Below are 26,087 nucleotides of genomic sequence, written 5' to 3'. Positions count from 1 at the left end.
CCATGCCGCCTCAGGACGATCTCCGAAGCCTCGCGCACGCCAAGCTGGTGCGGCACCGCGTCCTCGCCGCACAGGCCACCCTCCGCCGCCTGCTGGCCGAGGAAGAGACCCTCGACCGCGACACCACCGAACACCTGCTCCTCGACCCCTCGGAAGAGGTCCGCGAGTCGCTGGCGGCCCACACTCCGTTCCCCGACGTCCTCGCCCGCCTGCTGACCTCGCAGAGCGCCCTCGTCCGCGCCGGTGTCGCCCAGAACCCCCGCACCACTCCCGAGCAGCGCCACACCCTCACCCGCGACCGCTCGGCCCGCGTCCGCGCGACCCTGCTGAAGTTCGTGGATCTGGACGATGAGGACCTCCGGCTGCTCGCCGAGGACCGGTCGCTGAACGTGCGCTGGTGGCTCGCCACCTGGCCCACCACCCCACGGGAGATCCTGGAACTCCTGCTGCAGGACCCGAACGAGGAAGTCTCCAGGCAGGCGAACGTGACGCTCCGCCACCACCGCTCGTAAGCGCCCGGCGTCTCCCGGGTCGAACAACGTACGGGCATGATTTCGCAAGGCGGGTTGTCGCCACGGACGGTCTGATCTTGCCGATCTACGCTTCCCGCATGGCTTTCGTGATCCCAGAGATCAAGGTCGGGCTGGCCGAGCTCGGTGGCGGGCCCGATGCCCGGTGCTCGCGGTGCGGCAAGCGGGCGACCCTGTACTTCGTGGAGCCGGCGACGGGCCGGCCCACATACGTGTGCACGGCCGACGCCGGCGTCGAGGTGGAGGCCATGCTGCTGCGCTCGGCAGACTAGGAGGAACGCACCCAGGCTCGGGGCGGCCGGATCCCGGGTGGGGCGGGCAGAATGGAGCACGAACGCCGGCAAGGGCGCCGGTTCGAGGCCCATCAGTCCCGAAGCGGGCGTACCCCAGGGAGCGTTCATGTCCACGCTGGTATTGGTGCACGGTTTCTGGCACGGCTCCTGGTGCTGGAGCGAGGTCATCCCCCACCTGGTCGCCGCGGGGCGGACGGCCGTCGCCGTGGACATGGCGGGGCACGGGCTCTACGCGCGCCGTCCCCGGTGGCTCACCGAGCGGCCCTGCGATCGCGCGGCGATCGCCGCCGAGGTGTCGCCCGTCGCGGACGTGAGCCTGGACGGCGCGGCCGCGTTGCTGACGGAGCAGGTCAAGCGGATCGGCCGGGGTGAGCCGGTCACGGTGGTCGCCCACAGCGCGGCGGGGCCGGTGCTGACGCGGGTGGCCGAGCAGGCGCCCGAACTGGTGGCGCATGCCCTGTATCTCACGGCGTACATGCCGGCGTCGGGCACGCCGGCGGCTGCCTACACGCGGATTCCGGAGGCCGCGGGCGATCAGGTCGCGCCCCTGCTGCTGGGGGATCCGGCCGAGATCGGCGCGCTGCGGCTGGACGTCGCCGCCGATGACCCGGCCTACCGGCGGGGGCTGCGGGAGGCGTTCTACGGTGACGTGGATCCGGCGCTCGCCGACGCCGCCACCGGGCTGCTGACCCCGGACGGGCCGCTCGGCATCATGCTGGGCACCACCACGCTGACCCCGGCGGGCTGGGGGTCGGTGCCGCGCACGTACGTCCTCTGCGCCAACGACCAGGCGATCCAGCCGGCCGTGCAGAGGAGGTTCGTCGCCGAGGCGGACGCGGCGTTCCCCGGCAACCCCACGTCCGTCGTCTCGCTCGACGCCTCCCACTCGCCGTTCCTGTCCATGCCCGGCCGGCTGGCCGAGGTGATCGTGCAAAACGGTTGATAGCGGAATTCTGTTATCGTTGATACATGGCTGATCGGGAAGAGGTTCGCCAGCGCATCATCGACGCCACCACCCAGTTGCTGCGCGACAAGGGCCGCGAAGGGGTGACCACGCGTACGGTCAGCGCGGCGGCCGGTGTGCAGGCGCCCACGCTCTACCGCCTGTTCACCGACATGAACGGGCTGCTCGAAGCGGTCGCCGCCGACGGGTTCGCCCGCTACCTCGCGAGCAAGGACAGGCAGAAGCCCTCCGGCGACCCCGTGGACGACCTGCGCCGCGGCTGGGACAACCACGTCGGCTTCGGCCTGGAGAACCCCGAGCAGTACATGCTCATGTTCGGCCGCCAGACCCCCGACGCCCACCGGCGCAGCACCGAGCAGTCGATGGAGAAGCTGCGCCTGCTGGTCGAGCGCATCGCCGCCGCCGGCCGGCTCACCGTCGGCGTGCGCACGGCGATGGACATGATGCACGCGGCCAGCGTCGGCTGCACGCTCAACCTCATCCGCACCCCGCAGGAGCAGCGCGACCCGGCCTTGCCCGGCCGCCTGCGCGAGGCGGTGCTGGCGGCGATCACCACGGAGACGCCGACCGGCCCGCCGAGCGTGGCTCAGCGGGCCGTGGGGTTGATGGCCGTCCTCGACGACGTGCCGGGTCTTTACACGCCGGGCGAGCGCGCCCTGCTGGACGAGCTGCTCGACAGGGCCGCTCAGAGCAGCTTGTCCTGAGTGAAGGGCACGTCCCTGAGCCGCCGGCCGATGGCGTGGTAGATGGCGTTGCCGATGGCCGCGGGCACCCCCGTCCCCGGCGTCTCGCCGAAGCCCCGGATCCCGGTCAGCTCGGCGTTCGGCTCCTCGGGCTCCACGAAGAGCGCCTCAACCGACGGCACGTCCGCGCAGACGGGCACGAGGTACGTGGACAGGTTGGGGTTGACGACCCGGGCGGTGTCCGGGTCCACCATCGTGTGCTCCATCAGCGCGAACCCGATCCCCCACGTCACCCCGCCGATGACCTGCCCGCGCGCGGTCCTGCGGTTGAGCACCCGGCCCAGGTCGTACGCCGCCGCCACCCGCGACACCCGCAGCCGCCCCAGCCGAGGGTGGATGCGCACCTCGATGAACACCGCGCCGAACGCGTGCCCGCCGGTGTTCCCCCTGCTCCCGGCGGCCTCGACGGGCCGGCCGTGGCGGCGCATGACGTCGCGGTAGGTGTCCGTGCGCCCGCGCGCGGACAGGCGGCCGTTCTCGGCCACGACCTCGCCAGCGGGCACGCCGTGCAGCGGTGAGCGCGGGTCGGCGACGGCCAGCGCGATCACGGCCCGCCGCGCCTGCGCCGCCGCCTCGGCCGCCGGGCCCGCCACGCTGGGCATCGTGGCCGACCCGGCGGACAGGGAGGCGGCGGGGTACGCGGTGTCGCCGAGCAGCGTCGTGACGTGCCCGAGTGGCAGGCCGAGCCCCTCAGCGGCGATCTGGGTGAGCACGGTGTAGGTGCCGGTGCCGATCTCCTGGGTAGCGGTCCGCAGGGTCGCCCGCCCGTCGGGGCCCACGGTGAGCCTGGCCTGGGACGGGATGGCGGCGTGGGTGTGGGTCTCGGTGGCCATGCCCCAGCCGACGTACTCGTCGCCGTCCCTGGTGGTGCCCGGCTTGGGCCGGCGCCGGGACCAGCCGAACGCCTCGGCCGCGACCCGGTAGCACTCCAGCAGCCGCTTGCCCGGATAGGGCGTGGGCGGGTCGGCCTGCTGGTCGACGTCGGTGTGGTTGCGTATGCGCAGCTCGACGGGGTCGATGCCGAGCTCGTAGCTCAGCTCGTCCATGGCGGTCTCAAGGCCGAAGTGCGCGGTCGTCTCGGGCGAGCGCATGTAGCTCGACGTGGGCAGGTCGAGGCGGACGCCGAGCTGGCGTACGTGCACGTTCGGGCAGGCGTACAGGCGCACCGCCGACTCGCTGCCGTTGTAGATGGCCTCGTCCACGCGGGTCACCTGGGCCGTCGAGGTGCTCTCGATGGCGGTCAGCCGGCCCTGCCGGTCGGCGCCGAGCCGCAGGTGGTGGCGGTGCTCGGCGCGGTGGCCGTTGGAGGTGTACATCTGCGCGCGCGACAGCACCAGCCGCACGGGCCGGCCGCAGAGCTCCGCCACCGCCGCGGTGAGCAGGGTGTGCGGGTACGTGGGGCCCTTGGCGCCGAACCCGCCGCCCAGGTAGGGCGAGACGACCCTGACCTTCTCGGCCGGCTGGTCGAACCCGAACGCGGTCGCCACGGCGTCCCGCGCGAACACCACGCCCTGGGTGCTCTCGTAGAGGGTCAGGGTGCCGTTCTCCCAGACGGCGGTGGTGGTGTGCGGCTCGATCGGGTTGTGGTGCTGCATCGGGCTGCTGTATGTCCGGTCGACGCGTACCGCGGCCTGCTCGAACGCGGCGGCGGCGTCACCCCGGGCGATCTCGTTGGGCCGGCCGCGGAACCGCTCGGGCAGGAACGCCTCGCCGAGCACGTCCGCCATCCGCACGACCGGCTCCTCGGCCCGGTAGCGCACCTTCACCAGCGCGGCCCCCTCCTGGGCCTGCTCCAGGGTCTCGGCCACGACGTACGCGACCGGCTGCCCCTGCTGGTGCACCCGCGTGTCCTGCATGGGGATGAACCGCCGGTTGTACGGAAAATTCGGCAGATTGAGCCGCCGCAGGTCCGCGTGCGTGTAGACCGCGACGACGCCCGGATGCGCCAGCGCCGCCCGGCCGTCGATCTCCAGCACCTCGCCACGCGCGATCGTGCTCATCACCAGCGCGCCGTGCAGCACACCGGGCACCTCCTGGTCCGCGGCGTAACGGGCGGCGCCGGTGACCTTCGCCCGGCCGTCCACCCGCGCCACGCCCTTGCCCACCAGCCCGCTCATCGCAGCCCTCCCAGCTCACCGAGGATGCTCACCAGCGCCCGCTGGACGAGCTCGACCTTGAACGCGTTCCCCTCGTACGGCTTCGCGTCCGCGACCAGGAGCCGGCCCGCCTCCTGGATCGCCTGCGGGGTGAGCGGGCGGCCCCGCAACGCCGCCTCGACCCGGGTGTCCCGCCACGGGCGGGTGCCCACGCCGCCGAACGCCAGCCGTACGTCCCGCACCACGCCGCCCCTCGTCCGCAGCGCGGCGGCCACCGACACCACCGCGAACTCGAACGTGGCCCGGTCGCGCAGCTTCAGGTAGCGCGACCGCCCGGCCAGGTCCGTGCGGGGCACGTCGACCCGGGTGATCAGCTCGCCGGGACGCATCGCCGTCTCCTGGTCAGGGGTGGACCCGGGCAGGAGGTAGAAGTCGGCGATGGGGACCGCGCGCTCGCCGCCGGGGCCGAGCAGGTGCACGGTCGCCTCCAGCGCGGTCAGCGCCACCGCCAGGTCGGAGGGGTGGGTGGCGATGCAGTGGTCGCTGCCCCCGAGGACGGCGTGCGACCTGTTCTGGCCGGTGATGGCGGGGCAGCCGCTGCCGGGCACCCGCTTGTTGCAGGCCGAGCCGGCGTCGCGGAAGTATCCGCACCTGGTGCGCTGCAACAGGTTCCCGCCGATCGAGGCCATGTTGCGCACCTGCGGGGACGCCGAGGCCAGCAGCGCCTCCGACAGCACGGGGAACTCTTCGCGCACCCCGGCGTGCTCGGCGACCTGCCGCATCCTGGCCGCCGCTCCGATGCGCAGCGCGCCGGAGCGGGCGGTGACGGAGGCGAGGTTCAGCCGGTTGACGTCGATGAGGTGGTCGTGGGCCTCGGCGCCGTCGCGCATGAGGTTGAGCAGGTCCGTGCCGCCCGCCACGTACGTCGCGTTGGGGGTGCTCGTCGCGGCCCGCACCGCGCCGGCCGGGTCGCGGGCGACGGTGTAGCCGAAGGCCCTCATCGCCGCACCTCCTTCGCGGCGTCGGCGACGGCGGCCACGATGTTTTGGTAGGCCGCGCACCGGCACAGGTTCCCGCTCATCCACTCGCGGATCTCCGCCTCGGAACCCGCGTGCCCCTCATTGATGCAGGCCACCGCCGACATGATCTGGCCGGGCGTGCAGGCGCCGCACTGGAAGGCGTCGTGCTTGATGAACGCCTCCTGCACCGGGTGCAGCTCGTCGCCTCGCGCCAGCCCCTCCACCGTGGTGATCTCGGCCCCCTGCCGCATCACCGCGAGCGTCAGGCACGACTTGACCCGCTCGCCGTCCACCAGCACCGTGCAGGCCCCGCACTCGCCGCGGTCGCAGCCCTTCTTGGTGCCGGTCAGGCCGAGCCGCTCGCGTAACGCGTCCAGCAGCGTCACCCGCGGCTCCAGGACGACCGTGCGCGCCCGGCCGTTGACGGTCATCTCGACCTCCATCGTCGTGCCGGGCGCGGCGGCGGCGTGCGCCGGGGCGGGGAACGCGATGCCGCTCCCCGCCACCGCCGCGGCGGCCGCGGTCACGGCGGCGCCCTTGATCACCGTGCGGCGGGTGTGCAGGGACGGGTCGAGCAGGGCTTGCGTACGTTTCTCCGGTGGCTCGTGCGGGTCGAAGGTGGATCTGCTGCCGTGGTCGTTCATCGCGCTCCCTCCCCAGACATGTAAGCACTGAAAACGCTATTTCGTTATCGATGCTTACGTCAAGAGGTGCTAACGGCAGCGTGTTAGCAGCGATTCAATCCATGTGGGAGGCGAACCACTCCAGCATCGGCTGCGGCCGCCGCTGGAACTCCAAGTAGCCGTCGAAGCGGCGGTTCGTGCCGCGTACCCACTGGAGCCTCTTGTCGGCGACCGGGATGTTGTCGAACATCGCCTGCACGTCACTCGGCTCCGTCAGCGTGTCACCGTGCACCTGGTACAGGAACGTCGGAACCCGCACCCCCTTCGCCCACTCCCGGGGCTGCCGCGCCGCGAACGGGATGCCGGTGCGCAACACCACCAGCCGCTCCAGCTCATCGATGCGGTCGGCCGGCACCCCCGCCATGACCAGCCGCCGCGCCATGATGACCTCCATGGTGACCGGCTGCGGCCCCACCAGGCAGCGCACCCCCTCGAACGCGCGCGGGTCCCTGCTCATCGCGTGGAACGTCGAACTGCAGCCCAGGCAGCGGCTGAACAGCCCGACCCGCATGCCCCTGGTGTCGCGGCGCTCGCGCGCGTACCGGAGCGAGCCGAGGACGTCCCGTGACTCGAAGATCCCGCTGGAGGCGATACCGCCGTTGGCGGCGCCGCTGAGGCCCGAGTTGCGCAGGTCGTAGGCGAGCACGTTGTAGCCGGCGTCGTGCAGGATCTTGTAGTCGGGCACGAGATCCACCTCGAAGTCGTTGCCACTGGAGCTCCAGATCGACTTCCACGGCTCCAGATGGCCGGGCAGTCCCGACCGGTTGAACCCCATCGGATGGTTGGCGATGATCAGCCGGTCGGAGCCACGGGCGGGGATGAACCAGCCCTCGATGGGCACGCCGTCGAACGCCTGGAAAGTGACGTCCTCGTAGTCGAGGCCCTGCTCCGCCGGCGTGTGCGTGATCGGCGAGCGGAGCTGCTGGCCGAACGCGTCGGCCATCTGCCGCAGGATCTCGTCCTCGCCCGGCGCGGCGGCCGCCGCCGTCGTTCCCGCGAGGAGGGGGACGGCCGACAGCCCGGCCGCCGTCCTGAGCACGGCGCGGCGCGTCGTCGCGGACACGTGGTTCTCGCTTCTTCTCATGGCTCCCATGGTCGGGAGAGCCCGCCCGCGCGGTCCAAAGCCTGTGCGGCATCCTCATACGTCCGAGGCATCACCCGACGTCAGGCCCGGAGTTATGCTGCAGGCATGGCCGAGTCAGAGCCGGACCTCGACTTACGATCAGTGCGCTACTTCACCGTCGTCGCCGAGCACCGGCACTTCGGCCGGGCCGCGCAGGCCCTGCACATCACCCAGCCCTCGCTGAGCCGCCAGATCCGCGCGCTCGAACGCCGGCTCGGCACTCCCCTGCTCGACCGCACCCCGCACGGCACCCGGCTCACCGAGGCCGGCGAGGTGTTCCTGCCGCGCGCCAAGGCGCTGTTGCGGTCATCGGCGCAGGCGGTGTCCGCCACCCGCGCGGCGGCCCGTCCTCGCAGGATCGCGATCGGGCACACCCTGCACGTGCCCGTCCTGCCCGCCGTACGCGAGCTGCGCCACCGCCATCCCGACGCCGACGTCCGCGTGGTGCAGCTGGCCTGGAACGAACCGCGCGCCGCGCTGCTGGAACGCCGGGTGGACGCGGCGGTGTGCCGCCTCCCGCTCCGCGACGCCGGCCTCCAGGTGACGCTCCTGTACGACGAGCCGCGCGTCGTCCTCGTCGCCCGCGACCACCGCCTGGCCGGCAAGGACCACGTGACCCTCGACGACCTCGACGGCGAACCGATCCCCCGCCTGCCCGACCCGCTGTGGAACGCGTACTGGCGCCTCGTCCCCCGCTCGGACGGCCCGCTCGTGGAGTCGCCCGAGGAGAAGTTCGAGATCGTCGCCGCCGGCCAGGCCGTGGCCATCGTCTCCGCCGGCCTGCGCGCCGACCACCTGGGCGTCACCAGCGTCCCCCTGGACGGCGTCCCGCCGAGCCAGGTGGCACTCGCGACGCGAGCCGGCGACGACAATCCCCTGCTCACCCCGTTCCGCGAGTCCGCCCTGCTCCGCCTCACCGGCCAGCACGGTCGGTGACGAGGAGTACGACCTGCTGCTCGCCGGCCTCGACGCCCAGCCGTGACCGGTCACGGCCCCTCGCCGGCCGGCATCGTGAAGAGCCTGAGGAACACCGGCCGCGCGCCGGGCGGCGCGTCCTCCGCCGTGCGGCGGAACCGGGTCAGCAGCTCCATGTACGCCTCGAAGAACTCGTCGAGCTCTTCCTTGGTCAGGTGAGTGAGGCCGCGCGACGACTTGGCCCACTCGCCGTAGCGCCGATGGTCGGTGAAGAAGCGGCGGGCGAGCTCCAGCTCCTGCTCGACCTTTGCCTGGGTGATCTCGTCAAGGAGCTGCTGCGACTCCTCCGGCACCTCGTGCGCCGATGGCCACCGCAGGTCCGCGCCGACCTGCCGCCACCAGCGCTCGCGCCCGGCCGACCGCTCGGGGATCTCCTCGATGAACCCGTGCTGCTCCAGCTGGCGCAGGTGGTAGCTGAGCGTCCCCGTGTTCTCGCCGAGCGCCTTGGCGAGCGTGGTGGACGTGGCAGGGCCGTGGATGCCGAGATGCCGCAGGATCCGCTGGCGCAGCGGATGACCGAGCGCCTTGTGCGCACCGGGGTCGGTGAGGTGCCGGATGGCCGGTCTGTTCGCCACGTTTCGGATCCTACCGCCCGCATTCTTCTGCAGAGCTTTCTCTGCAGAATTTCTTCTGCAATACTCCGGTCGTGTGACCACCACCCCACACATGACCGCACGGACCATAGGACTCGTCGCCCTGGGCGTGCTCCTGCTGATCGGCATCGCCGCGATCAGGGACGTCACCCCCGCGGCCGTGAGCCCGGCCGACGCGCCTGAGCAGGCGTTCAGCGCGCAGCGCGCCTTCCGCCACGTCGAGGAGATCGCCGTCGCGCCGCACCCGGTCGGCACGGCCGAGCACGCCAGGGTCCGCGAGCACCTGGTCGGCGAGCTACGCCGGCTGGGCCTGCGTCCCGAGGTGCACGAGTCGGTGGGCGTCGCACCGCGCGGCGAACCGGGCCGACCCGTCACGGTCGGACGCGTCTTCAACATCGTCGCCGTGATCCCGGGCACCGCCCCCACCGGCCGGGTCTTCGTCACCGCCCACTACGACTCCGTCCCCGAGGGACCGGGCGCCAACGACGACGGCGCCGGTACGGCGAGCGCCATCGAGACCGCCAGAGCGCTGGTCGCGGACGGCGCCCGGCTGCGCAACGACGTCGTCATCCTCATCACCGACGCCGAGGAGACCGGGCTGCTCGGCTCGGAGGCGTTCGTCAGGGACCACCCCCTCGCCCGAGGCAGGAACGTGGTGCTCAACAACGAGGCGCGCGGCTCCGAGGGGCCGGTGCTGATGTTCCGCAGCACGGAGCCGAACGCCGGCCTGATCTCCACGTTCGGCTCGGCGGCGCCCATGCCGGTGGCCGACTCCGTCTACGCGGAACTGATGAAGCTGCTCAACAACGACACCGACTTCACCGCCTTCCAGCCCGGCGGGATGGCCGTACTCGACTCCGCCTACGCCGACGCGGGCACTCTCTACCACAGCGTCCTCGACGACCCCGCGCACGTCGATCTCGCGGCGTTGCAGCAGATGGGCGACAACACGCTGGCGCTCGTCCGCGCGTTCGGCGCCGCCGACCTCGCCCGGATCAACGCCGGTGGCGACCTGGTCTACTTCAACCTGCCGCCCGGCCTGCTGGTCCGCTACCCGGTCTGGGCCGCCACGGCGCTGTCCGTCCTCGCGCTGCTCGCCGCCCTGGCCCTGATCGTCCTGGCCCGCCGCCGTGGCGTGGTCACGTTGCGCCGTACGCTCCTCGGGACGGCGCTCGCCCTCATCCCGGTCGCCGTCGCAGTGGGCGTCGGCGTCTTCTTCTGGGACCTCCTCAAGGTCATCCGCCCCGAGCTCAACGGCACCGCGACCACGACGCCGTACCGCCCCGAGCTGTTGTGGCTCGCCGTCCTCACCATCGCGGTGACGATCCTGATCACCTGGTACGCCCTGCTCCGCCGCCGCCTCGGCGCCACCGCACCGGCACTCGGCATCCTGACGTGGGCGGCCCTGATCGCCTTCGCCCTCGGCGTCGTCTCCCCCGGAGCCGCCCACCTCGTGGCCTGGCCCGCCCTGGGGGCGGCACTGGGCGGCCTCATGGCGCTCCGTTGCCCACCGGGACGGCGCCTCCTCGCCCTGACCGCCGGCCTCGTCCCGAGTGCACTGATCCTGCTTCCCAGCGCATGGAACACCCTGCCGACGGGCCTCCAGTACGTCGGCTACGCCCCCATGCCGCTGATGGTCCTGTTCTGCGGCCTCGCACTCCCCCTGATCGAGACGGCATGGCCGCGCAGGCGTTCCCTCCTGATCCCCCTGACCGCCCTGGCCGTCTCGATCGCCCTGGTGGCAGCGGGCCTGCTGGTGGAGCCGTTCGACAAGGACCACCCCCGCCGCACCAGCCTCGCGTACGAGCTGGACGCGGACACCGGCCAGGCCGTCTGGCTGACCTCGAAGAACCCCGACCGGTGGGCCCGCCGCTACACCTGCGCCGCGAGCGTCGCCACCCTGCCCCCGCCCTCACTGCGGGTGCTGGCGGACACCACCACGGGAGGCGAGCGCACCGTGCGGGTCCGCCTCCGGTCGGAACGAGGAGTGAACATGCTCGCCCTGCGCGTCGACGACGACGCGGCCGTACGCTCGCTCACCGTCGAGGGCCGCGCCATCACCCCCGGCCCGGCCGGCTTCGTCTTCCACGCCCCCGGCGAGGCAGGCGTGGAGGCGACGCTGACCGTGGCGGCGAGCAGCGGCAAGCTCGTCCTACGCGTCACCGACACCAGCCCGAACCCCAGCGAGATGTCCGCACTCCCCGGCTTCGTCCCGCCGCCGGCCTGGCTGTTCCTCGGCAACGCCAAGATCTCCGTCACCAAGGCGTACCCGCTGTGAGCGCGGCGACCGCTCGGTCGCCGCGCTCAGGTGGGGTCAGCCGGCGGCCACGGCGGTCAGCTCGTCCAGGACCAGCGTGCCGGTGTAGCGGGCGTCGGGGTTGATCTCGTTGAAGAAGACGCGGCGCAGGCTCACCGGGTACGCCATGCCGTCCGGCACGTCGTAGGTGATCTGCTGCCACCCGGGTTCGGTGATGAAGGCGGGTTCGATCGTGTGCAGCGTGCCGTTGCGGTCGACGACCTCCAGGCGGGTCCGCTGGTCGTGGCCCTCCGACTTCACCCACAGCTTGAACGCCGTCGGCTGGCCGGCCACCGGGAGGAGGTTGGCGGACGGCCAGATGCCGACGCCGCGCGTCTCGGTGCTCTGGGTGAAGTCGTAGTCCAGCTTCAGCCCGTTCCCGGCGTGACCGTCAGGGGTGGAGGAGGCGGTGCCGGTGGCGCGCAGGCTCCAGAAGTCCCAGTTGGAGGTGTCGTCGAAGGTGTCCACGACGTCCTGGGAGGTTCCGATGCCGACGACCAGCTCGGCCCGCACGCCGCCGGCGGTCACCGTGACGACGTGCTCGCCCTCGGCGGCCCTGGCGGTGACGGTGAACGCGCCGTCGCCGGTCGGGGCCACGTCCAGCGCCGCCTTGTCGTAGGTGAGGCGGACGTCGGCGGGGTCGATGGGGGCGGCGTACCCGGCGGCGTCCGCGCCGTCGACCTCGAAGGTCCCCTGGGCGCCCTTGGCCAGGAGGTTGATCCGGCGGGTGCCGGTCTCCAGGCGGGCCAGCGGGCCCAGCACGGTGAGGTCGATGTCGCCGGCGGCCTTGCCGTGCTTGGCCGTCACGCTCGTCTCACCGGACGCCAGCGCGCGGAAGACGCCGTCGCGATCCACCCGGCCCACCCGGCCGTTCTCGGCCCGCCACTGCGGCTTGATGCTGCGGGGCTTGTCGGCGGGCCCGTACGTCTCGTCGTACGCGGCCGCCGTCAGCCGGCGGGTGAGCCCGGGGAAGACCCGCTCGGTACGCCACGACGCGGCGGTCTCGGGCCCGGGGAACCGGTCGCGCTCGGTCGCCGTGCTCACCCAGAAGCCCTTGGCCTTGCCGCTGCCCTTGGGCAGGAACATGGCCAGCCCGGTCGGCACGGGACGGGTGCCCGCCGCGTCCGACGGCCGGTTGACGAGGTCCACCTGCTTCTGGCCCGGTTCGCGGACGACGAGCGTGGTCGAGCCGCCGCCGTCGAGGTTGAGCGCGGTGTGCGCCCCCAGCTTCACCATCATCTCGGCCAGCTCGTCCAGCCCGATGCCGCGGGAGAACTCGGGCTGCCGGCCGTCCACCGCGACCAGCCACATCTTGGTCCCGTCGGCGGAGAACCCGACGGCGGTGCGGGGCTCCGGCGTGTTGTTCTCGGGCGGGAGCTGGAGCGGCTTGCCGTCGGCGACGATGAGCTGGCGTCCACTCACGGCCGCCTTGACCTTCATGTCGCCGGGAGCGCGGACGGCGTAGTCCACGGAGACCGGGTCGCCGACCCGCAGCGAGGACAGCGCGTCGGCGCCGGCCTCCCGTCCCACCAGCACGAACGCGCCTTCGGCGATCGCGCCCTCGCGGGGGACGTCCACCACCTCGGTCACGACGCCGTCGCGCACGACCACCTCGATGGTCCGCGCGACACCTCTGACCGGATGGCAGCGGCAGTAGGTGCCCCAGACCGGAGTGAACATCCCGATCTGGTCCTTGAGCAGCTCGGCCTTGTTGAGCGCGTCCAGGGGGACGGTCCCGCCGGGCAGCTTGACGGTGCCCTCGAAGACGATCTCGCCGATGGCGCCGATCTGGTCCTCGGAGAACATCACCGCGGTCTGGTTCGTCTGCGTCGCCTTGGTGTTGGGCAGCGGCGACTGCAGCAGCTCGCCGTCCTGGATGGCCACGCCCCACGGCGCGCCCGAGGCGGCGATGTCGAAGTAGTCGGCGTTGGTCGCCGCGATGGCGCCCGCTTCACGCGCCATGTCGAGCAGCGGCCGCCGCGCGGCGACCTGGCCGGGGAACAACCGCCCGATCTGCACGCCGGCCTTGAGGTCGACGGACATCTGGTACGTCTGCAGCCAGCCGGGCTCCCCGGTCGCGCCGTCGGGCCCGTACAGCTCGACCGTGCTCAGCTCGACGCCGGGAGCGACCGGCTGGGTCTCACGGTAGGTCTCGGTGCGGCCCTCGACGACGACCGCCGCGGCGGCGGGCGGAGGCGTCGCCACCGCGTACGCCGGGCCGGTCAGGACGAGAGCGAGAGCCGCAGGTAACAGGCTCCAGCGCCGCGAACCACGACGGGACATGACCATCCTCCTCAAACAGCGATACCGGCCGCGCGCCGGAGCATGTACGCGGTCACCGGCGCGAACTCGGCGGGCGTGAAGTTGTCCTCGATCGGCAGGACGGGCTCGTGCCGTCCCCTGGCGTGTGCCAGGAACAGGGCGATGTCGTTGGCGTCGGCGATCGACAGCGTGTGCAGGCCGGCCGCGATCGCCGCGCCCGCCATGCCGTGGTCGGCGATGACGAGATCGATCCGCGCGCCGCCGCCGGCCACCGCGGCGATCATGGCCTCCATGTAGTCGGGCCGGTGGGTGTGCAGGATCGCCTCGTCGTGGAAGGCGCACGCGGCCCCGCCGAAGAACCGGATCCCGGTCTCGCCGGCGGCGTGGGCCCCGACGGCGCGGTCGAGCCGGTGGTCGTCGAGGACGCGGACGATCCTATTGCCCGCGTTCCGCAGGGCGCGCGCCAGGTCGGCGTAGTGGTCGAGCAGCCCGGTCGGGTGCCCGGTCGCCAGCAGCACCGTGCCGCCGCCGTCCCGCAGGAAGGGGGCGAGGGCGTCGGCGTGCGCCCTGATGCCGGCCAGCGTGTGCTCGGGAGCGATGTACCCGAGCTCGGGGTCGCCGTCGGTGATGCGGTCGCCGATGCCGGCCTCGACGGCGGCCACGACCTCGTCGATGGCCGCGGTACGCCAGTCCTCCAGGCCGAAGGTGTTGTCCAGGTCTCCCTTGAGCATCTTGTGCGCGTACGCCAGTGACTGCCGGCGGACGGTCCTGATGCCGCCGGACAGTCGCCGCTCGACGAGCAGGCCGCGCAGGTCCGCCTCTTCGTGTGCGATGCCCATGCCGTCAGCTCGCCGCCGCCGCGACGACGGGCCGGGCGGCGGCTTCCGGTGGGCGCCACGCGCCCTCGACCCTGGGGAACGCCCGCGCCGCTCCCTCGCCGATGCGCAGCCGCACGTTCGCCCCCGGCGACCAGGCGCTCTGGGCCGAGTGCACAATCATGACCGAGCCGCCGACCTCGACGTAGGTGCGGACGACAGGGCCGAGGAACTGCACGTCGCGGACGACACCGCGCAGCGCCCCCGCGCCGGGGGCGTCCTCCTCGCTCAGCGACACGTCCTCGGGACGTACCGACACGTCCACGGGCGAGCCAGGAGAGAGGGAGGACGACGTGCTCGCGGGCGTCGCGGGGAGCACCGCTCCCGCGACCTTCACCTGCCACGACTCGTCCGAGCCGCCGGCGTACTCCCCCGCCAGCCAGTTCGTGATGCCGACGAAGTCGGCGACGAACCCGTTGGACGGGGCCAGGTAGATCTCGTGCCCGCTGCCGAGCTGTTCGAGCGAGCCGTCCTTCATGACGGCGATCCGGTCGCCCAGGGCCAGCGCCTCCTCCTGATCGTGGGTGACGTAGACGATCGTCGTCCCGGTGTCGCGCTGGATCTCGCGCAGCTGGGTGCGCAGCTGGATGCGGGTCTTCGCGTCGAGGTTGGACAGCGGCTCGTCCATGAGCAGCACCGACGGCCGGATCGCCAGCGACCGGGCGACGGCGACGCGCTGCTGCTGGCCGCCCGACAGCTCGTTCGGCCGCCGGCCGCCGAGACCCGTGAGGCCGACCAGCTCCAGCGCCTCCTCGGTGCGCCGGGCCCGCTCGTCCTTGGCCAGTTTCTGCGCCTTCAGCCCGAACTCGATGTTCTCCGCGACGGTGAGGTGCGGGAAGATCGCGTAGTCCTGGAACACCATGGACGTCGGCCGCGCGTCGGGGCCGTACCCTGACACGTCCACGCCGTCGATGAGCACGCTCCCGCTGTCCGGCTGGATGAACCCGGCGATCATCCGCAACGTGGTGCTCTTGCCACACCCGCTGGAGCCGAGGAGGCAGAGGAACTCGCCGCGGCCGACGACGAGGTCGAGGTCGCGAACGGCCGGCACCCCGTCGAACGACTTGCACAACGACTTCAGTTCGATCATGGAATCTCCATCAGCAGGTGTCACAGGTCGTAGAGCCGCAGCCGGGAGCCGAGGGCGAGCTTCGCGACGGCGAGCCCGGCGAAGCTGACCACCATCAGGCCGGCCGCGACACCGGTCGCGGCGCCCCACTGGCCGAACTCGGCGAGGTTGACGATGGTGGGCGCGCCCAGGCCGACGCCCGGCGAGGTCAGGAAGATCACGGCACTCAGCGTGTTGATGGCGTGAAGGAACCCGAACACGAGCGACGTGGTGAACGCGCCGCCCAGCAGGGGGAACATGATCTGGACGATGACCCGCGCGCGCGAGGCGCCGAGGTCGGTGGCGGCCTCGTCGATCGACGGGCTGATCTGGTTGATGGTGGTCACCGCGGTGCGGTAGCCGACCGGGATGGCCCGCACGACCATGACCAGCACCAGGATCAGCGCGGTGCCGGTCAGCGCGATCGGCGGCTCGTTGAACGTGAGCAGCCACGAGATGCCGATCATCGTCCCGGGGATCGCCGACGGCAGCACCGCGAGCCCGTCCATCACGCCCCGGCCGAAGACCCGCGTGCGGTGCACGACGTACGCGGCGACCAGCGTGCTGATCGTCGTGATGATCGCGGCCGTGGCGGAGAACAGCGCGGAGTTGCGGATGTCGTCGCCGCGCAGGAGGGCCGTCTGCCAGTGGTCCAGCGTCAGGCTCCAGTCCGCGCCCCACGCCCGGGTGAACGAGCCGACCAGGATGCTCCCGTAGATGAGGATCATCAGGACGCTCACCAGGCCGAGGACGGTGAGCAGGCCGCGCCGCACGGCCGCGGGCAGCGGCGCGGGCGGCAGGCTGCCCGTCTTCCCCGACACGGTGACGGCGGAGCGCCGCGCGAGCACACGCCGCTGGATCAGGAAGAGGATCAGCGTCGGTACGAACAGCAGCACGCACAGCACCGCCGCCATCCCGAAGTCCTGCCGGCCCACGGCCTGCACGTACGCCTCGACCGACAGCACCTGGTACCCGGCGCCGATGAGGACGGGGTTGCCGAAGTCGGTGATGACGAACATGCCGACGAGCAGCAGCGCGTTCAGAATCGTGGGGAACGCCAGCGGCAGCGTGACCCGGCGGAACGTCTGGAACCACGTCCAGCCGAGGTCCCGGCTGGCCCACTCCAGGGTGGAGCCGATGTTCTTCAGCGTCGGCAGCAGGGTCAGCGTGGCCATGGGGAAGAAGGCGAGCGTCTGCACGAGCCAGAGCCCGCCGAGCCCCAGGAGGCTGATGTCCAGGCCGAACAGCTCGTGCGTGATCAGGCCGCGCCGCCCGAACAGCAGCAGCACCGCCAGGCCGACGACGAACGGCGGCGAGATCAGCGGGAGCAGGGCCATCACCCGGAGCACGGCCCGGCCCCTGATGTCGGGCCTGCTGAGGGCGTAGGCGAACAGGAAGCCGACCACGGTGGCGCTCAGCGTCGAGGCCACGCCGATGACCACGGTGTTCTTCGCGGCCGTCGCCACGCGCGGCTCGGCCAGCCTGCTCCACGCCTCGCCATCGGGCTCGAACAGCATGGCGACCGTCGGCACGAGGACGAGGAGGAGGAGCAGGCCGGCGACGTAGGCGACGAGCGTGCCCACCGTGATCCGGTCGGCCAGCAGGCGCCGGCGACTGCGCCGCTGCCAGTCGGGCCGGGATCCGGGGGCCCGCCCGGTCCGCTCTTCCGGCCGCTCTTCCGGTACGACGGTCCGCTGGGTCGTCGAGGGCACGGGCATCAGACCCCGTACCGCTTGGCGAACTCCTTGGACACCGCGTCGCGCATCTCACCCGCGCGTACGGGGTCGTAGTCCACCAGGTCGAGCTCGGCGAGACCCTGCGCGCCGTCGGGCAGGTCCACGTCGCTGCGCACGGGGTAGGAGTGGACGAGGTCGACGATCATCTGGGACGCCTTCTTGCCCTGCAGCCACTGAACGAACTTCTCGCCGCCCTGGGGGTTCGGCGAGCCCTGGACGAGCGCGTTGCCGGAGATGACGACGCCGGTGGGCTTGGGGTAGACGAGTTCGATGGGGAACCCGGCTCCGCGCACGTTGAGCAGGTCGTGGGCGAAGGAGACGCCGGCGGCGTACTCGCCGGTGGCGACGAGTTGCGACGGCGCTCCGCCGCTGTCGGTGTACTGGCCGATCAGCTTGTGGAACTCGTCGAGGAACTTCCACGCGCCCGCCTCGTCGCCGTGGCGGAAGATCTGCGTCGCCACGAACGTGTACCCGGTGCCGGACAGCGTCGGGTTCGGCATGACGAGCTGGCCCTTCAGGTCGGGGCGCAGCAGTTCGTCCCACGTCGTCGGGAGCGGGGCGCCGCCGGTCTCCTCCTTCCACCGGTCGGCGTTGACGCCGACGGTCATCAGGATGAGCTCGTTGGCGTGCCAGTAGCCCTCGGGGTCGACGAACCGCTTGTCGATGCCCTCGGCGGCGGGCTTGAACGGCCGGATCAGCTTCTCCTTGGCGAGCGGTCCGGCGTCCCCGCTGGCCAGGCCGATCACGTCGGCCGCCGGACGGCCCGCCTCGGCCTTCAGCCGCGCCAGGAGCTCGCCGGCGCTCTGCCGCAGCACCTCGACCTCGGTGCCGGTCTCGGCCGTGAACGCCTCGGCCAGCCGCCGGGCGGGCTCTTCCGGCATCGGCGTGTACCAGGTCACGGTGCCGCCGCCGGACGCGGACGCGGCGTCGTCGCCGCCGGATCCGCAGGCCGACCCGAACATGAGGAGTGCGAGAGAGAGCGCGCCTGCGGCGACTCGTAACAGGGACTTGTGCATGAGTGACCGCCTTCGGATCGATGCGCCCGCAGGAAGGGGACGCAAGGTCACGATGCACGAAATGGTGTTATCTGTGACGCGAGGTGTCAATACCTCTTGTAGACCAATTGGCCGGTCGTCATCCCAGAGACGTCGCCTTGTGGGTCACTCCGCGGGGGTGTCCGAGGTCCTCCTCAGGGGTCGCCGTCAGGTCCAGCTCCGATGTGATCATGTAGCGGTCGCCGCGGAACAGCGTCTGGGTGAACTCGATGGGCACGCCGTCCGACGTGCGGGTCGCCGTCCTGAAGAGGAACGCGGGAGAGTACGGCGGCGCGTCCAGCACGCCCGACTCCTCCTGGCTGAGCACCGTCGGCTCGATGGTCTGCGTGCCGGCCGTCACCTTCAGGCCGTACTTCTCCGACAGCAACTGGTAGAGGGACTTCTCCTCCAGCTCATCGGCGGGCAGGCCGGGCACCAGCGCGTCGGGCAGCGTCGTGGTGGCCAGCGCGATCGGGTCGCCGTCGGCCAGCCGCAGCCGGCGGATCGTCACGATCGCGTCGGACGGCGCGATCTGCAGCCGCCAGCTCATGCGCACGCCCGCGTCGGAGCGCTCCACGCCGACGACGCGGGTCGAGGGCGTGATGCCCCGCCTGCGCAGCCCCATCGAGAACGACGACGCCGTCGGCGACTGCGTGATCGTGGGCCGCGCGACGTAGGTGCCGCTGCCCTGCTTGCGGATGAGGTGGCCGTCCCTGACCAGGTCGTCGACGGCGCGCCGCACCGTGAGCCGGGAGACGCCGCAATCCTCTTCGAGCACCCGCTCGGGCGGAATCGGATCTCCCACGTTGAGGTCTTCGAGCAGGCTCATGATCCGCTCGCGGACCATGTTGTGCTTGCGCCCGCGACGAGCGTCCGCGTCGCTCACGTCCACCCCCTCATGCCCTCTATGGCCCCTTTATGGCGACACCCACACTTCCCCCGCATTTTACGTCACGGCCACCGATTGGTATTGACGACTTGTATACCAACTCTTACAGTCACCGAAGAATCATGACCTTCCGGTGAACCGAGGCGGGGCGTGATGACGCCACCGCCACTCCTCCGTCCCATGGCTGGCCGCGACCGTCAGGCCGGGTCCGATCATCGTCGCATCAGGGCCGACGCATGACCACCCTGCCCCGACCCGCGCCTTCCCCCGACCGGCCTCAGCCCTGAGCAGCATCGTTCCGACAAGGGAGCACCGATGGGCAACCACATGGTCAATCGACGTCACCTCTTCGGGCTCGCGGGCGCCGGCGGCGCCGCCCTCGCGATCCCCGGCCTGTTACCGACGCCGGCGAACGCCGCCGTCCCGCACCCGCCCGCCGCGTGGCCTGCCCAGTTCGTCGAGGTGACGCCCAGCGTCGAGGGCGACATCGCCTGGTACGACGTCTCGCACTGGGGCGTCGAGGGCAAGGGCTGGTCCGACACGGTGGCCTACTACGACCGGCTGCCGGCCAAGGCGGAAGGCGTCGTGACCCCCGAGGTCTGGGTGCGCAGCCGCAACTCCTCGGGGCTCCTGACCCGGTTCGTCACCGACTCGACCATCTTCCGGGCCCGCTACCGGCTCAGCCTGGCCACCGTCGCGATGTACCACATGCCCGCCATCGGCCACAGCGGCGTGGACCTCTACGCCCGCACCCCTGAAGGCCATGACGCCTGGCTCGCCAACACGCACCCGGCGGCGCAGAACGTCGACCAGCAGATGGGCATCGCGGTCGACCCGGGTGAGCGCCTCTACACCGCGTACCTGCCGCTGTACAACAGCCCGCAGCGGCTGGAGATCGGCGTCCAGGCCGGCGCCAAGTTCCTCGGGGCCGCGCCGCGCACCACCCCGCCCGCCGTCTTCTACGGCAGCTCGATCATGCAGGGCGGCGTCGCGTCCAGGCCCGGCATGTCCATCACCGCGCTCCTGGGCCGCCGCTTCGACGTCCCCACCATCAACCTCGGCTTCTCCGGCAACGCGCGCATGGAGCCCGAGATCGCCCAGCTCCTCACCGAGCTCGACGCGTCCGTCTACGTGGTCGACAGCTCCCCCAACATGAACCCGCAGCAGATCTCCGAGCGCGCCGAACCCTTCATCCGCATCCTGCGCGCGGCCCGCCCCGACACGCCCATCGTGATGGTCGAGGACCGCCGGTACGGCGACGGCCAGTTCGTCGAGTTCCGCCGCACCCGCAACGCCCAGAACGCGGCCGCCCTGCGCACGGCCTACGAGAACCTGCGCGCCTCCGGCGTCAGAGGTCTGTCCTACCTCCCGGCCGACAAGCTCCCCGGGCCTGAGGAGCTGGTGGACGGCTCGCACCCGAGCGACCTCGGCATGGCGACGTACGCGAAGGCGTACGAGAAGGTCCTGCGCCCGATCCTGAAGAGACACGACCACTGACCTGCCGGATCTTCGAGCACGGCCGACGCCGTCACCGGCGTCGGCCGTCGATGCGGTGGACGTCGCCTGATGGCTCAGCTCGCCGGGATGAAGCTGGAGGCGCGGCACGCGGACTGGGCGGGAGCCGAGCTCACCGCCGGGTCACGCTCGCACGTGTCGGTCTGTCGCGCCCCCTGCCGCTTCCAAGCTATAGCGCGACCCGGGGCTTGCGGCAAGACCCCGGGCACGGCCCAGACTGGAGCGCATGTTCGACGTGATCATCGCAGGTGGCGGGCCGAGCGGCCTGATGCTGGCGGCCGAGCTGCGGCTGCACGGCGTACGGGTGCTGGTGCTGGAGAAGGAGACCGAGCCGGCCCCGTACGCCAAGGCGCAGGGCCTGCACGTACGCAGCATCGAGATCATGGACCAGCGCGGCCTGCTGGAACGCTTCCTCGAACACGGCCGCCGGCACCCGCTGCGCGTCTCACTCGGCGGGGCGGACCGGCCCGCGCCCGCCGATCTGGACACCGCGCACGGCTACCTCCTCGCCATCCCGCAGATCATCACCGAACGCCTGCTGGCCGAGCACGCCGCAGGGCTGGGCGCCGAGATCCGGCGCGGCGCCGCGCTGACCGGCCTCGACCAGGACGACGGCGGCGTGACCGCCGAGCTGAGCGACGGCACGCGCCTGCGCGCCCGCTACCTCGCGGGTTGCGACGGCGGCCGCAGCACCGTGCGCAAGCTGCTCGGCATCGGCTTCCCCGGCGAGCCGAGCAGGATGGACACGCTGCTCGGCGAGATGGAGGCGGACGAGGACCCGTCGGCGATCGCCGCCGCCGTCGCGCGGATCCGTGAGACGCAGCCGCGCTTCGGCCTGGCGCCGCTGGGCGGCGGGGTGTACCGGGTGGTCGTGCCCGCGCTGGACGTGGCAGAGGACCGTGCCGTCCCGCCGGCGCTTGAGGACGTCCGGCAGGCGCTCAAGGCGGTCGCGGGCACGGACTTCGGCGTACGGGCGCCACGCTGGCTGTCCCGCTTCGGCGACGCCACCCGCCTGGCCGACCGCTACCGCGCGGGCCGGGTGCTGCTGGCCGGGGACGCGGCCCACGTCCATCCGCCGGCCGGTGGGCAGGGGCTGAACCTCGGCATCCAGGACGCGTTCAACCTCGGCTGGAAGCTGGCCGCCGACGTCGCGGGCTGGGCGCCGGACGGGCTGCTGGACACCTACGAGGCCGAACGCCGCCCGGTGGCCGCCGACGTCCTGGACGACACGCGCGTCCGCATGCACCTGATGTCCGCCGAACCAGGCCCCCGGGCGGTGGGACGGCTGCTGGGGCGGCTCCTGCGGTTCGACGAGGTGAGCACGTACCTCGCCGGGCAACTCACCGCCATAGGCGTCCGCTACGACTTCGGCACCGGCTCCGGCCTGGTGGGACGCCGCCTGCGCGACATCGACCTGGGCGACGGCCGCCTCTACCCGCTCATGCGCTCCGGCCGCGCCCTGCTCCTCGACGGCACCGGCCGCCTCACGGCCGAGGGCTGGACGGACCGCGTGGACCACATCGCGGCCCGCACCGCCGACCTCCCCGCCCCCGCCCTCCTCCTCCGCCCGGACGGCCACGTGGCCTGGACCGGCGACACCCAGTCAGAGCTGACCACCGAACTGTCCCGCTGGTTCGGTACCTTCACTCCCTGACCTGACCGGAGGAGAAGACATGGGCCTGACGACGCCGCCGCCACGTACGACGTGACGGAGGTGGGTGCCCCTTGAGGAGCGACACCTCCTCAGCTCAGGCTTCGACCCTGAGCAGATGGGCCCCAGCGGCCTCATGATCGGCGACGCCGGCGACGCATATCTCTTCGCCTGCCTGGAGCGCCCCGATCGGCCCATAGGCAGCGCCGCCCAGTGGTCCTGATGGACCGTGATCGTCATGAGCAGCGTGACTGATCACGCGCTTCTGGCGGAGCTGCACGCGTCGCTCGATCAGCGGCGGCGCCCGGCTCGGCATTCCGGGTGGACGCCGGTTCGAGCCCGGCCGGCGAAGCCTCACCATCCTACGTACGCGTAAACGCTCACCAGTGCCGCGGCGCCGGTGCCCCGCCTTTCGATGGCCTTCTTCACTTCCGGCTCATCGTTTTCCTCGGAGACGCTCCACACGTGAATCGCGACAGTGGCACCCGGCCACCGCGCCGATTTCAGCCAGACGTCCCAGGCTTTTCGCTGAGAGTGGATCACGGTGGACCTCTCGATCGGCATCGTGATCTTCTCTTCTCGGCGTTTCTCACGAAACCACGGAGAGGAAATCCTATGGTCTCGGCGTCATTAGGGCCGGCGTACAACCGGCTGTGGCTGGCGACGTTGCTGTCCAATCTCGGCGACGGCATCCGGATGGCCGCTCTGCCTTTGCTGGCGGCCGCCTTGACGTCCGATCCCGTCGCGGTGGCCGGGGTCGCCATCGCCGGACAAAGCCCGTGGCTGTTGTTCGGGCTGCTCGCCGGGGCGATCGTCGACCGGTTCGACCAGCGCCGCCTGGCCGCGGCCGTCGATGTGGTCCGGGTGGCGATGCTGGCCGTGCTGGTCGGTTCCGTGCTGCTGGACGTCGCCGGGATCGTACTGCTCTACGTGGTGGCGTTCGTCTGCGGTGTCGGTGAGACGCTGCGCGACACCGCGACGGCCACGCTGCTGCCGCCGCTGGTGAAGGACGCCGACCTCGACCGGGCCAACGGCGGGCTGGTGAACGCCGAGGTCGCGGGCAACGAACTGGTGGGGCCGCCCATCGGCGGATATCTGTTCGGCGTGGCGCTGGTGCTCCCGTTCGCCGTGAACGGCGGCGCCCTGGCCCTGGCGGCCGCGCTGATCTTCAGCCTGCCCAACGTCTTCGCGCCGAAAGCCGGCTCGTACAGCACCAAAGGCCAGATCTGGAGCGACACCCGCGCCGGTCTGAAGTGGCTGGTCAAGAATCCTCGCCTGCGCGTGATCGTGGGCCTGGGCGCCGTGTTCGCCGCGATGGACAGCGCCTGGTTCGCCGTCCTCGTCCTGTACGTGCCCGAGGTCCTCGGCCTCCCGGCCTGGGGTTACGGCCTGCTGCTCGGGGTCGGCGCGATCGGCGGCCTCGCGGGAGGCGCCCTGGCGGCCCGCGTCACACGCCTGATCAGCCCGGCGGGGGCGCTGGCCGCGTGTCTCGGCTCCGCCGCGATCGGGCAGCTGATGATCGGCCTCACCTCGTCCCCCGTCGTGGTGGCCGGGGGCCTGATCATCACGAGCGGCGCGTTCGGCGTCTGGGCCGTCGTGGCGCGCACCACGCGCCAGCGACTCACCCCGGCCGACATGCTCGGCCGGGTGAGCAGCGCCGCGATGACCGCGGTGATGAGCGCCTCCCCGCTGGGAGCCCTCCTCGGCGGCCTGGTCGCGGCGGAGTGGGGCTTGAGAGCTCCGATCCTCGTGGGCGTCCCGGTCCTGACGGTGGCCGCCGCCGTCTGCTTCCTCACGATGCGCGATCGCGGCTGAGCCGCACTTCCGTCAGTCGGCGTACGTGAGCTCGGCCTTGACGATGGACGGGCCGTCCACGGTGAAGGTGCAGTAGACCTCGAACACACCCGTGCCGCCGGGGGCGAAGCGGACCAGGAGGCGCCGTCCGACGTCGATGACCTCGCTGTCCCCGGCGAACGACGCCACCAGCGCGTCGAGGCTCCCCACTCCGGCCCCGGGGCCCGGGGCCGGAGCTCGACCTACTCGGCGGCGGGTTCGACGATCATGAAGGGGGCGGTGCCGACCGCCATGTTCCCCGCCTTGTCGGTGGCCCTGTAGGACAGGACGTGCGCGCCTGGCTGGTCGACCTTCAGCGGCTTCGTGTAGACCGCGAACGGCTGGCCGTCCAGCGAGTACTCCACCTTGTCCAGCCCTGAGCCGACGTCGCTCGCCGTCAGCGTCACCGTCGCCGAGCCCACGTAGTTCCAGGCCCAGTCCTGGGTGCCGGTGAGCGCGGCCGCCACCTGCGGCAGCGTGGTGTCGTCCTCGGGAGAGACCACGGTGAACCGCAGCGTCGCCACCGGCGAGGTGTTGCCGGCCCTGTCGGTGGCCCGGTACGCGAAGGTGTGCGCGCCGGACTCGGTGACCGACACCGGGGACGGATATTCGATGTAGGGCTCGCCGTCGAGCGAGTACTCCAGCGTGGCGACCCCCGACTCGGTGTCGCTCACCGACAGCATCACGGTCGCCGAGCCGACGTAGTTGCCCGCCGAGTCCTGCTGGCCCGACAGCTGCGCGGAGACCTGCGGCGGGGTGGTGTCCCCGCCCTGCGAGGCCGCCACGGTGAACGTCACCGAGCCCACCTCCGAGGTGTTGCCCGCCTTGTCGGTGGCACGGTACGACACCGTGTGCTCGCCCGGCTGGTCCACCGGCAGCGGCTCGGTGTACGCCGCGAACGGCTGGCCGTCCAGCGAGTACTCCACGGTGTCCACGCCGGACCCGGCGTCGCTCGCCGTGAGCGTCACCGTCGCCGCGCCCACGTACTGGCCTTCCTCGTTCTTGTCACCGGTCACCTCCCCGGTGACCTCGGGCGGCGTGGTGTCCTCGCCCTGCAGAGCCGCCACGGTGAACGTCACCGAGCCCACCTCCGAGGTGTTGCCCGCCTTGTCGGTGGCACGGAAGGTCACCGTGTGCTCGCCGGGCTGGTCCACCGAGACCGGGGCCGTGTAGGCGGCGAACTCGCCGCCGTCGAGCGCGTACTCGACGGTGTCCACGCCGGACTCGGTGTCGCTTGCCGAGATCGTGACCGTCGCCGCGCCGACGTAGGCGCCTTCCTCGTTCTGGTCGCCCGCCACCTGCGCGGCGACCTGCGGCGGGGTCGTGTCCTCGCCCCCGCCGTCGGTGACGACGAACTCGCCGAACATCTGGCCGTGCCCGGGGATCACGCAGGAGTAGCGGTACTTGCCGGGGGTGAGGTTCACCTGGGCGACGTGCCGGCCGCCGTCGGCGTCGAAGGGGCTGGCGATGATGTTGAGGTTGACGTCGTGGTTGTAGCCGGGGGTGGAGACGTCGAAGGTCAGCGTGTGCGTCATGCCGGTCGTGTTGCCGGTGGCCGTGCTGTTCTCGAAGACGATGGTGGCGGGGCCCGCCGTCGCCGACTCCGGCGCCGTCTTGTACGCGGTCATGCTGTCGTCGGCGGTCCAGGTCAGCACCTGCTCCGCGGCCTTCACGGAGACGGCCTGCGTACGAGGCTGGACCTCGGCCTGGACGGAGGTGAGGAAGAGCGCGGGAAGCGCCACGGCGAGCAGCACCACCGCGAGCCGCGGCGCCGTCACCGCTGCGCGCACTCGACGTAAGAGGGAGACATGCATGGGTCGATGCACCTTTCCGAGCTGGTGGGGGTGCCGGGCGCAGGGGGACGGCGCC

The 26,087-nt window shown here is 71.8% G+C and carries 23 protein-coding genes; 9 read left to right on the top strand and 14 right to left on the bottom strand.

Annotated features, from left to right (window positions below):
- Positions 1–2: 2 nt before the first annotated feature.
- From AB0K12_RS42755 to AB0K12_RS42740, 4 genes are all read left to right on the top strand, one after another.
- Positions 3–512, top strand: a complete 510-nt coding sequence (locus AB0K12_RS42755; protein ID WP_364574035.1) for a hypothetical protein — start codon at positions 3–5, stop codon at positions 510–512.
- A 98-nt stretch (positions 513–610) separates the two neighbouring features.
- Positions 611–802 carry a hypothetical protein gene (locus tag AB0K12_RS42750; protein ID WP_364574033.1) on the top strand — a complete coding sequence of 64 codons (192 nt, stop codon included), beginning with the start codon at positions 611–613 and terminating at the stop codon, positions 800–802.
- Positions 803–929: 127 nt separating this feature from the next.
- Positions 930–1,766, top strand: a complete 837-nt coding sequence (locus tag AB0K12_RS42745; protein ID WP_364574031.1) for an alpha/beta fold hydrolase — start codon at positions 930–932, stop codon at positions 1,764–1,766.
- A 26-nt stretch (positions 1,767–1,792) separates the two neighbouring features.
- Positions 1,793–2,491 carry a TetR/AcrR family transcriptional regulator gene (locus AB0K12_RS42740; protein WP_364574029.1) on the top strand — a complete coding sequence of 233 codons (699 nt, stop codon included), beginning with the start codon at positions 1,793–1,795 and terminating at the stop codon, positions 2,489–2,491.
- Here the strand turns inward: AB0K12_RS42740 and AB0K12_RS42735 are convergent.
- The 4 genes from AB0K12_RS42735 to AB0K12_RS42720 form a co-directional block, all read right to left on the bottom strand.
- Complete coding sequence (locus tag AB0K12_RS42735) at positions 2,473–4,647, bottom strand: xanthine dehydrogenase family protein molybdopterin-binding subunit (protein WP_364574027.1); 2,175 nt, start codon at positions 4,645–4,647, stop codon at positions 2,473–2,475. The two genes, AB0K12_RS42740 and AB0K12_RS42735, sit on opposite strands and share 19 nt — an antisense overlap.
- A complete protein-coding gene (locus AB0K12_RS42730; protein ID WP_364574025.1) occupies positions 4,644–5,627 on the bottom strand; it encodes a xanthine dehydrogenase family protein subunit M in 984 nt (327 codons plus the stop codon). Before AB0K12_RS42730 ends, AB0K12_RS42735 begins: the two co-directional genes overlap by 4 nt.
- Positions 5,624–6,088 (bottom strand): (2Fe-2S)-binding protein, encoded by a 465-nt coding sequence (locus tag AB0K12_RS42725; protein ID WP_364574113.1) that lies wholly within the window; start codon positions 6,086–6,088, stop codon positions 5,624–5,626. The genes AB0K12_RS42730 and AB0K12_RS42725 overlap by 4 nt, the downstream gene beginning before the upstream one ends.
- A gap of 295 nt (positions 6,089–6,383) precedes the next feature.
- Complete coding sequence (locus AB0K12_RS42720) at positions 6,384–7,412, bottom strand: hypothetical protein (protein ID WP_364574023.1); 1,029 nt, start codon at positions 7,410–7,412, stop codon at positions 6,384–6,386.
- A gap of 105 nt (positions 7,413–7,517) precedes the next feature.
- Here AB0K12_RS42720 and AB0K12_RS42715 point away from each other — a divergent pair, with 105 nt between their 5' ends.
- A complete protein-coding gene (locus AB0K12_RS42715) occupies positions 7,518–8,387 on the top strand; it encodes a LysR substrate-binding domain-containing protein (protein WP_364574021.1) in 870 nt (289 codons plus the stop codon).
- Positions 8,388–8,437: 50 nt separating this feature from the next.
- Here AB0K12_RS42715 and AB0K12_RS42710 read toward each other — a convergent pair whose 3' ends face one another.
- A complete protein-coding gene (locus AB0K12_RS42710; RefSeq protein ID WP_364574019.1) occupies positions 8,438–9,001 on the bottom strand; it encodes a helix-turn-helix domain-containing protein in 564 nt (187 codons plus the stop codon).
- Between the two features lie 91 nt (positions 9,002–9,092).
- Here AB0K12_RS42710 and AB0K12_RS42705 point away from each other — a divergent pair, with 91 nt between their 5' ends.
- A complete protein-coding gene (locus AB0K12_RS42705; RefSeq protein ID WP_364574017.1) occupies positions 9,093–11,297 on the top strand; it encodes a M20/M25/M40 family metallo-hydrolase in 2,205 nt (734 codons plus the stop codon).
- 36 nt (positions 11,298–11,333) lie between these two features.
- Here AB0K12_RS42705 and AB0K12_RS42700 read toward each other — a convergent pair whose 3' ends face one another.
- The 6 genes from AB0K12_RS42700 to AB0K12_RS42675 form a co-directional block, all read right to left on the bottom strand.
- The gene (locus tag AB0K12_RS42700) at positions 11,334–13,598 is read right to left on the bottom strand and encodes a phosphodiester glycosidase family protein (protein ID WP_364574015.1); all 2,265 of its coding nucleotides are present in this window, start codon (positions 13,596–13,598) and stop codon (positions 11,334–11,336) included.
- Positions 13,599–13,609: 11 nt separating this feature from the next.
- Positions 13,610–14,416 (bottom strand): phosphatase, encoded by an 807-nt coding sequence (locus AB0K12_RS42695; RefSeq protein WP_364574013.1) that lies wholly within the window; start codon positions 14,414–14,416, stop codon positions 13,610–13,612.
- A gap of 4 nt (positions 14,417–14,420) precedes the next feature.
- A complete protein-coding gene (locus tag AB0K12_RS42690; protein WP_364574011.1) occupies positions 14,421–15,542 on the bottom strand; it encodes an ABC transporter ATP-binding protein in 1,122 nt (373 codons plus the stop codon).
- A gap of 20 nt (positions 15,543–15,562) precedes the next feature.
- Positions 15,563–17,272 (bottom strand): iron ABC transporter permease, encoded by a 1,710-nt coding sequence (locus AB0K12_RS42685; RefSeq protein ID WP_364574009.1) that lies wholly within the window; start codon positions 17,270–17,272, stop codon positions 15,563–15,565.
- Between the two features lie 5 nt (positions 17,273–17,277).
- Complete coding sequence (locus AB0K12_RS42680) at positions 17,278–18,312, bottom strand: ABC transporter substrate-binding protein (protein WP_364574007.1); 1,035 nt, start codon at positions 18,310–18,312, stop codon at positions 17,278–17,280.
- 118 nt (positions 18,313–18,430) lie between these two features.
- Positions 18,431–19,216: a GntR family transcriptional regulator gene (locus tag AB0K12_RS42675; protein ID WP_364574005.1), complete on the bottom strand. Its 786-nt coding sequence runs from the start codon at positions 19,214–19,216 to the stop codon at positions 18,431–18,433.
- A gap of 318 nt (positions 19,217–19,534) precedes the next feature.
- On the opposite strand from AB0K12_RS42675, the gene AB0K12_RS42670 reads away from it, so the two are divergent.
- Together AB0K12_RS42670 and rox are read left to right on the top strand one after the other, a co-directional pair.
- Positions 19,535–20,716, top strand: a complete 1,182-nt coding sequence (locus tag AB0K12_RS42670) for an SGNH/GDSL hydrolase family protein (RefSeq protein ID WP_364574003.1) — start codon at positions 19,535–19,537, stop codon at positions 20,714–20,716.
- A 244-nt stretch (positions 20,717–20,960) separates the two neighbouring features.
- On the top strand, positions 20,961–22,388 hold the full coding sequence (rox, locus tag AB0K12_RS42665) for a rifampin monooxygenase (RefSeq protein ID WP_364574001.1): 1,428 nt from the start codon (positions 20,961–20,963) through the stop codon (positions 22,386–22,388).
- A 351-nt stretch (positions 22,389–22,739) separates the two neighbouring features.
- On the opposite strand, the gene AB0K12_RS42660 is transcribed toward rox, so the two are convergent.
- Positions 22,740–22,949, bottom strand: coding sequence for a hypothetical protein (locus tag AB0K12_RS42660; protein WP_364573999.1), 210 nt, complete (start codon positions 22,947–22,949; stop codon positions 22,740–22,742).
- Positions 22,950–23,000: 51 nt separating this feature from the next.
- On the opposite strand from AB0K12_RS42660, the gene AB0K12_RS42655 reads away from it, so the two are divergent.
- Positions 23,001–24,200 carry an MFS transporter gene (locus AB0K12_RS42655; protein ID WP_364573997.1) on the top strand — a complete coding sequence of 400 codons (1,200 nt, stop codon included), beginning with the start codon at positions 23,001–23,003 and terminating at the stop codon, positions 24,198–24,200.
- Between the two features lie 12 nt (positions 24,201–24,212).
- Here the strand turns inward: AB0K12_RS42655 and AB0K12_RS42650 are convergent, their stop codons facing one another.
- Together AB0K12_RS42650 and AB0K12_RS42645 are read right to left on the bottom strand one after the other, a co-directional pair.
- Complete coding sequence (locus tag AB0K12_RS42650) at positions 24,213–24,389, bottom strand: hypothetical protein (RefSeq protein WP_364573995.1); 177 nt, start codon at positions 24,387–24,389, stop codon at positions 24,213–24,215.
- Positions 24,390–24,421: 32 nt separating this feature from the next.
- Entirely contained in the window at positions 24,422–26,032 is a 1,611-nt protein-coding gene (locus AB0K12_RS42645; protein WP_364573993.1) for a chitobiase/beta-hexosaminidase C-terminal domain-containing protein, read from the bottom strand.
- Positions 26,033–26,087: the final 55 nt, after the last annotated feature.

This window comes from Nonomuraea sp. NPDC049419 (assembly GCF_040676995.1).
In the GTDB taxonomy this organism is placed as follows: Bacteria; Actinomycetota; Actinomycetes; order Streptosporangiales; family Streptosporangiaceae; genus Nonomuraea; species Nonomuraea salmonea.
Note: the sequence above shows the minus strand (reverse complement) of the source record. Positions and strands in the feature narration are given on the sequence as shown.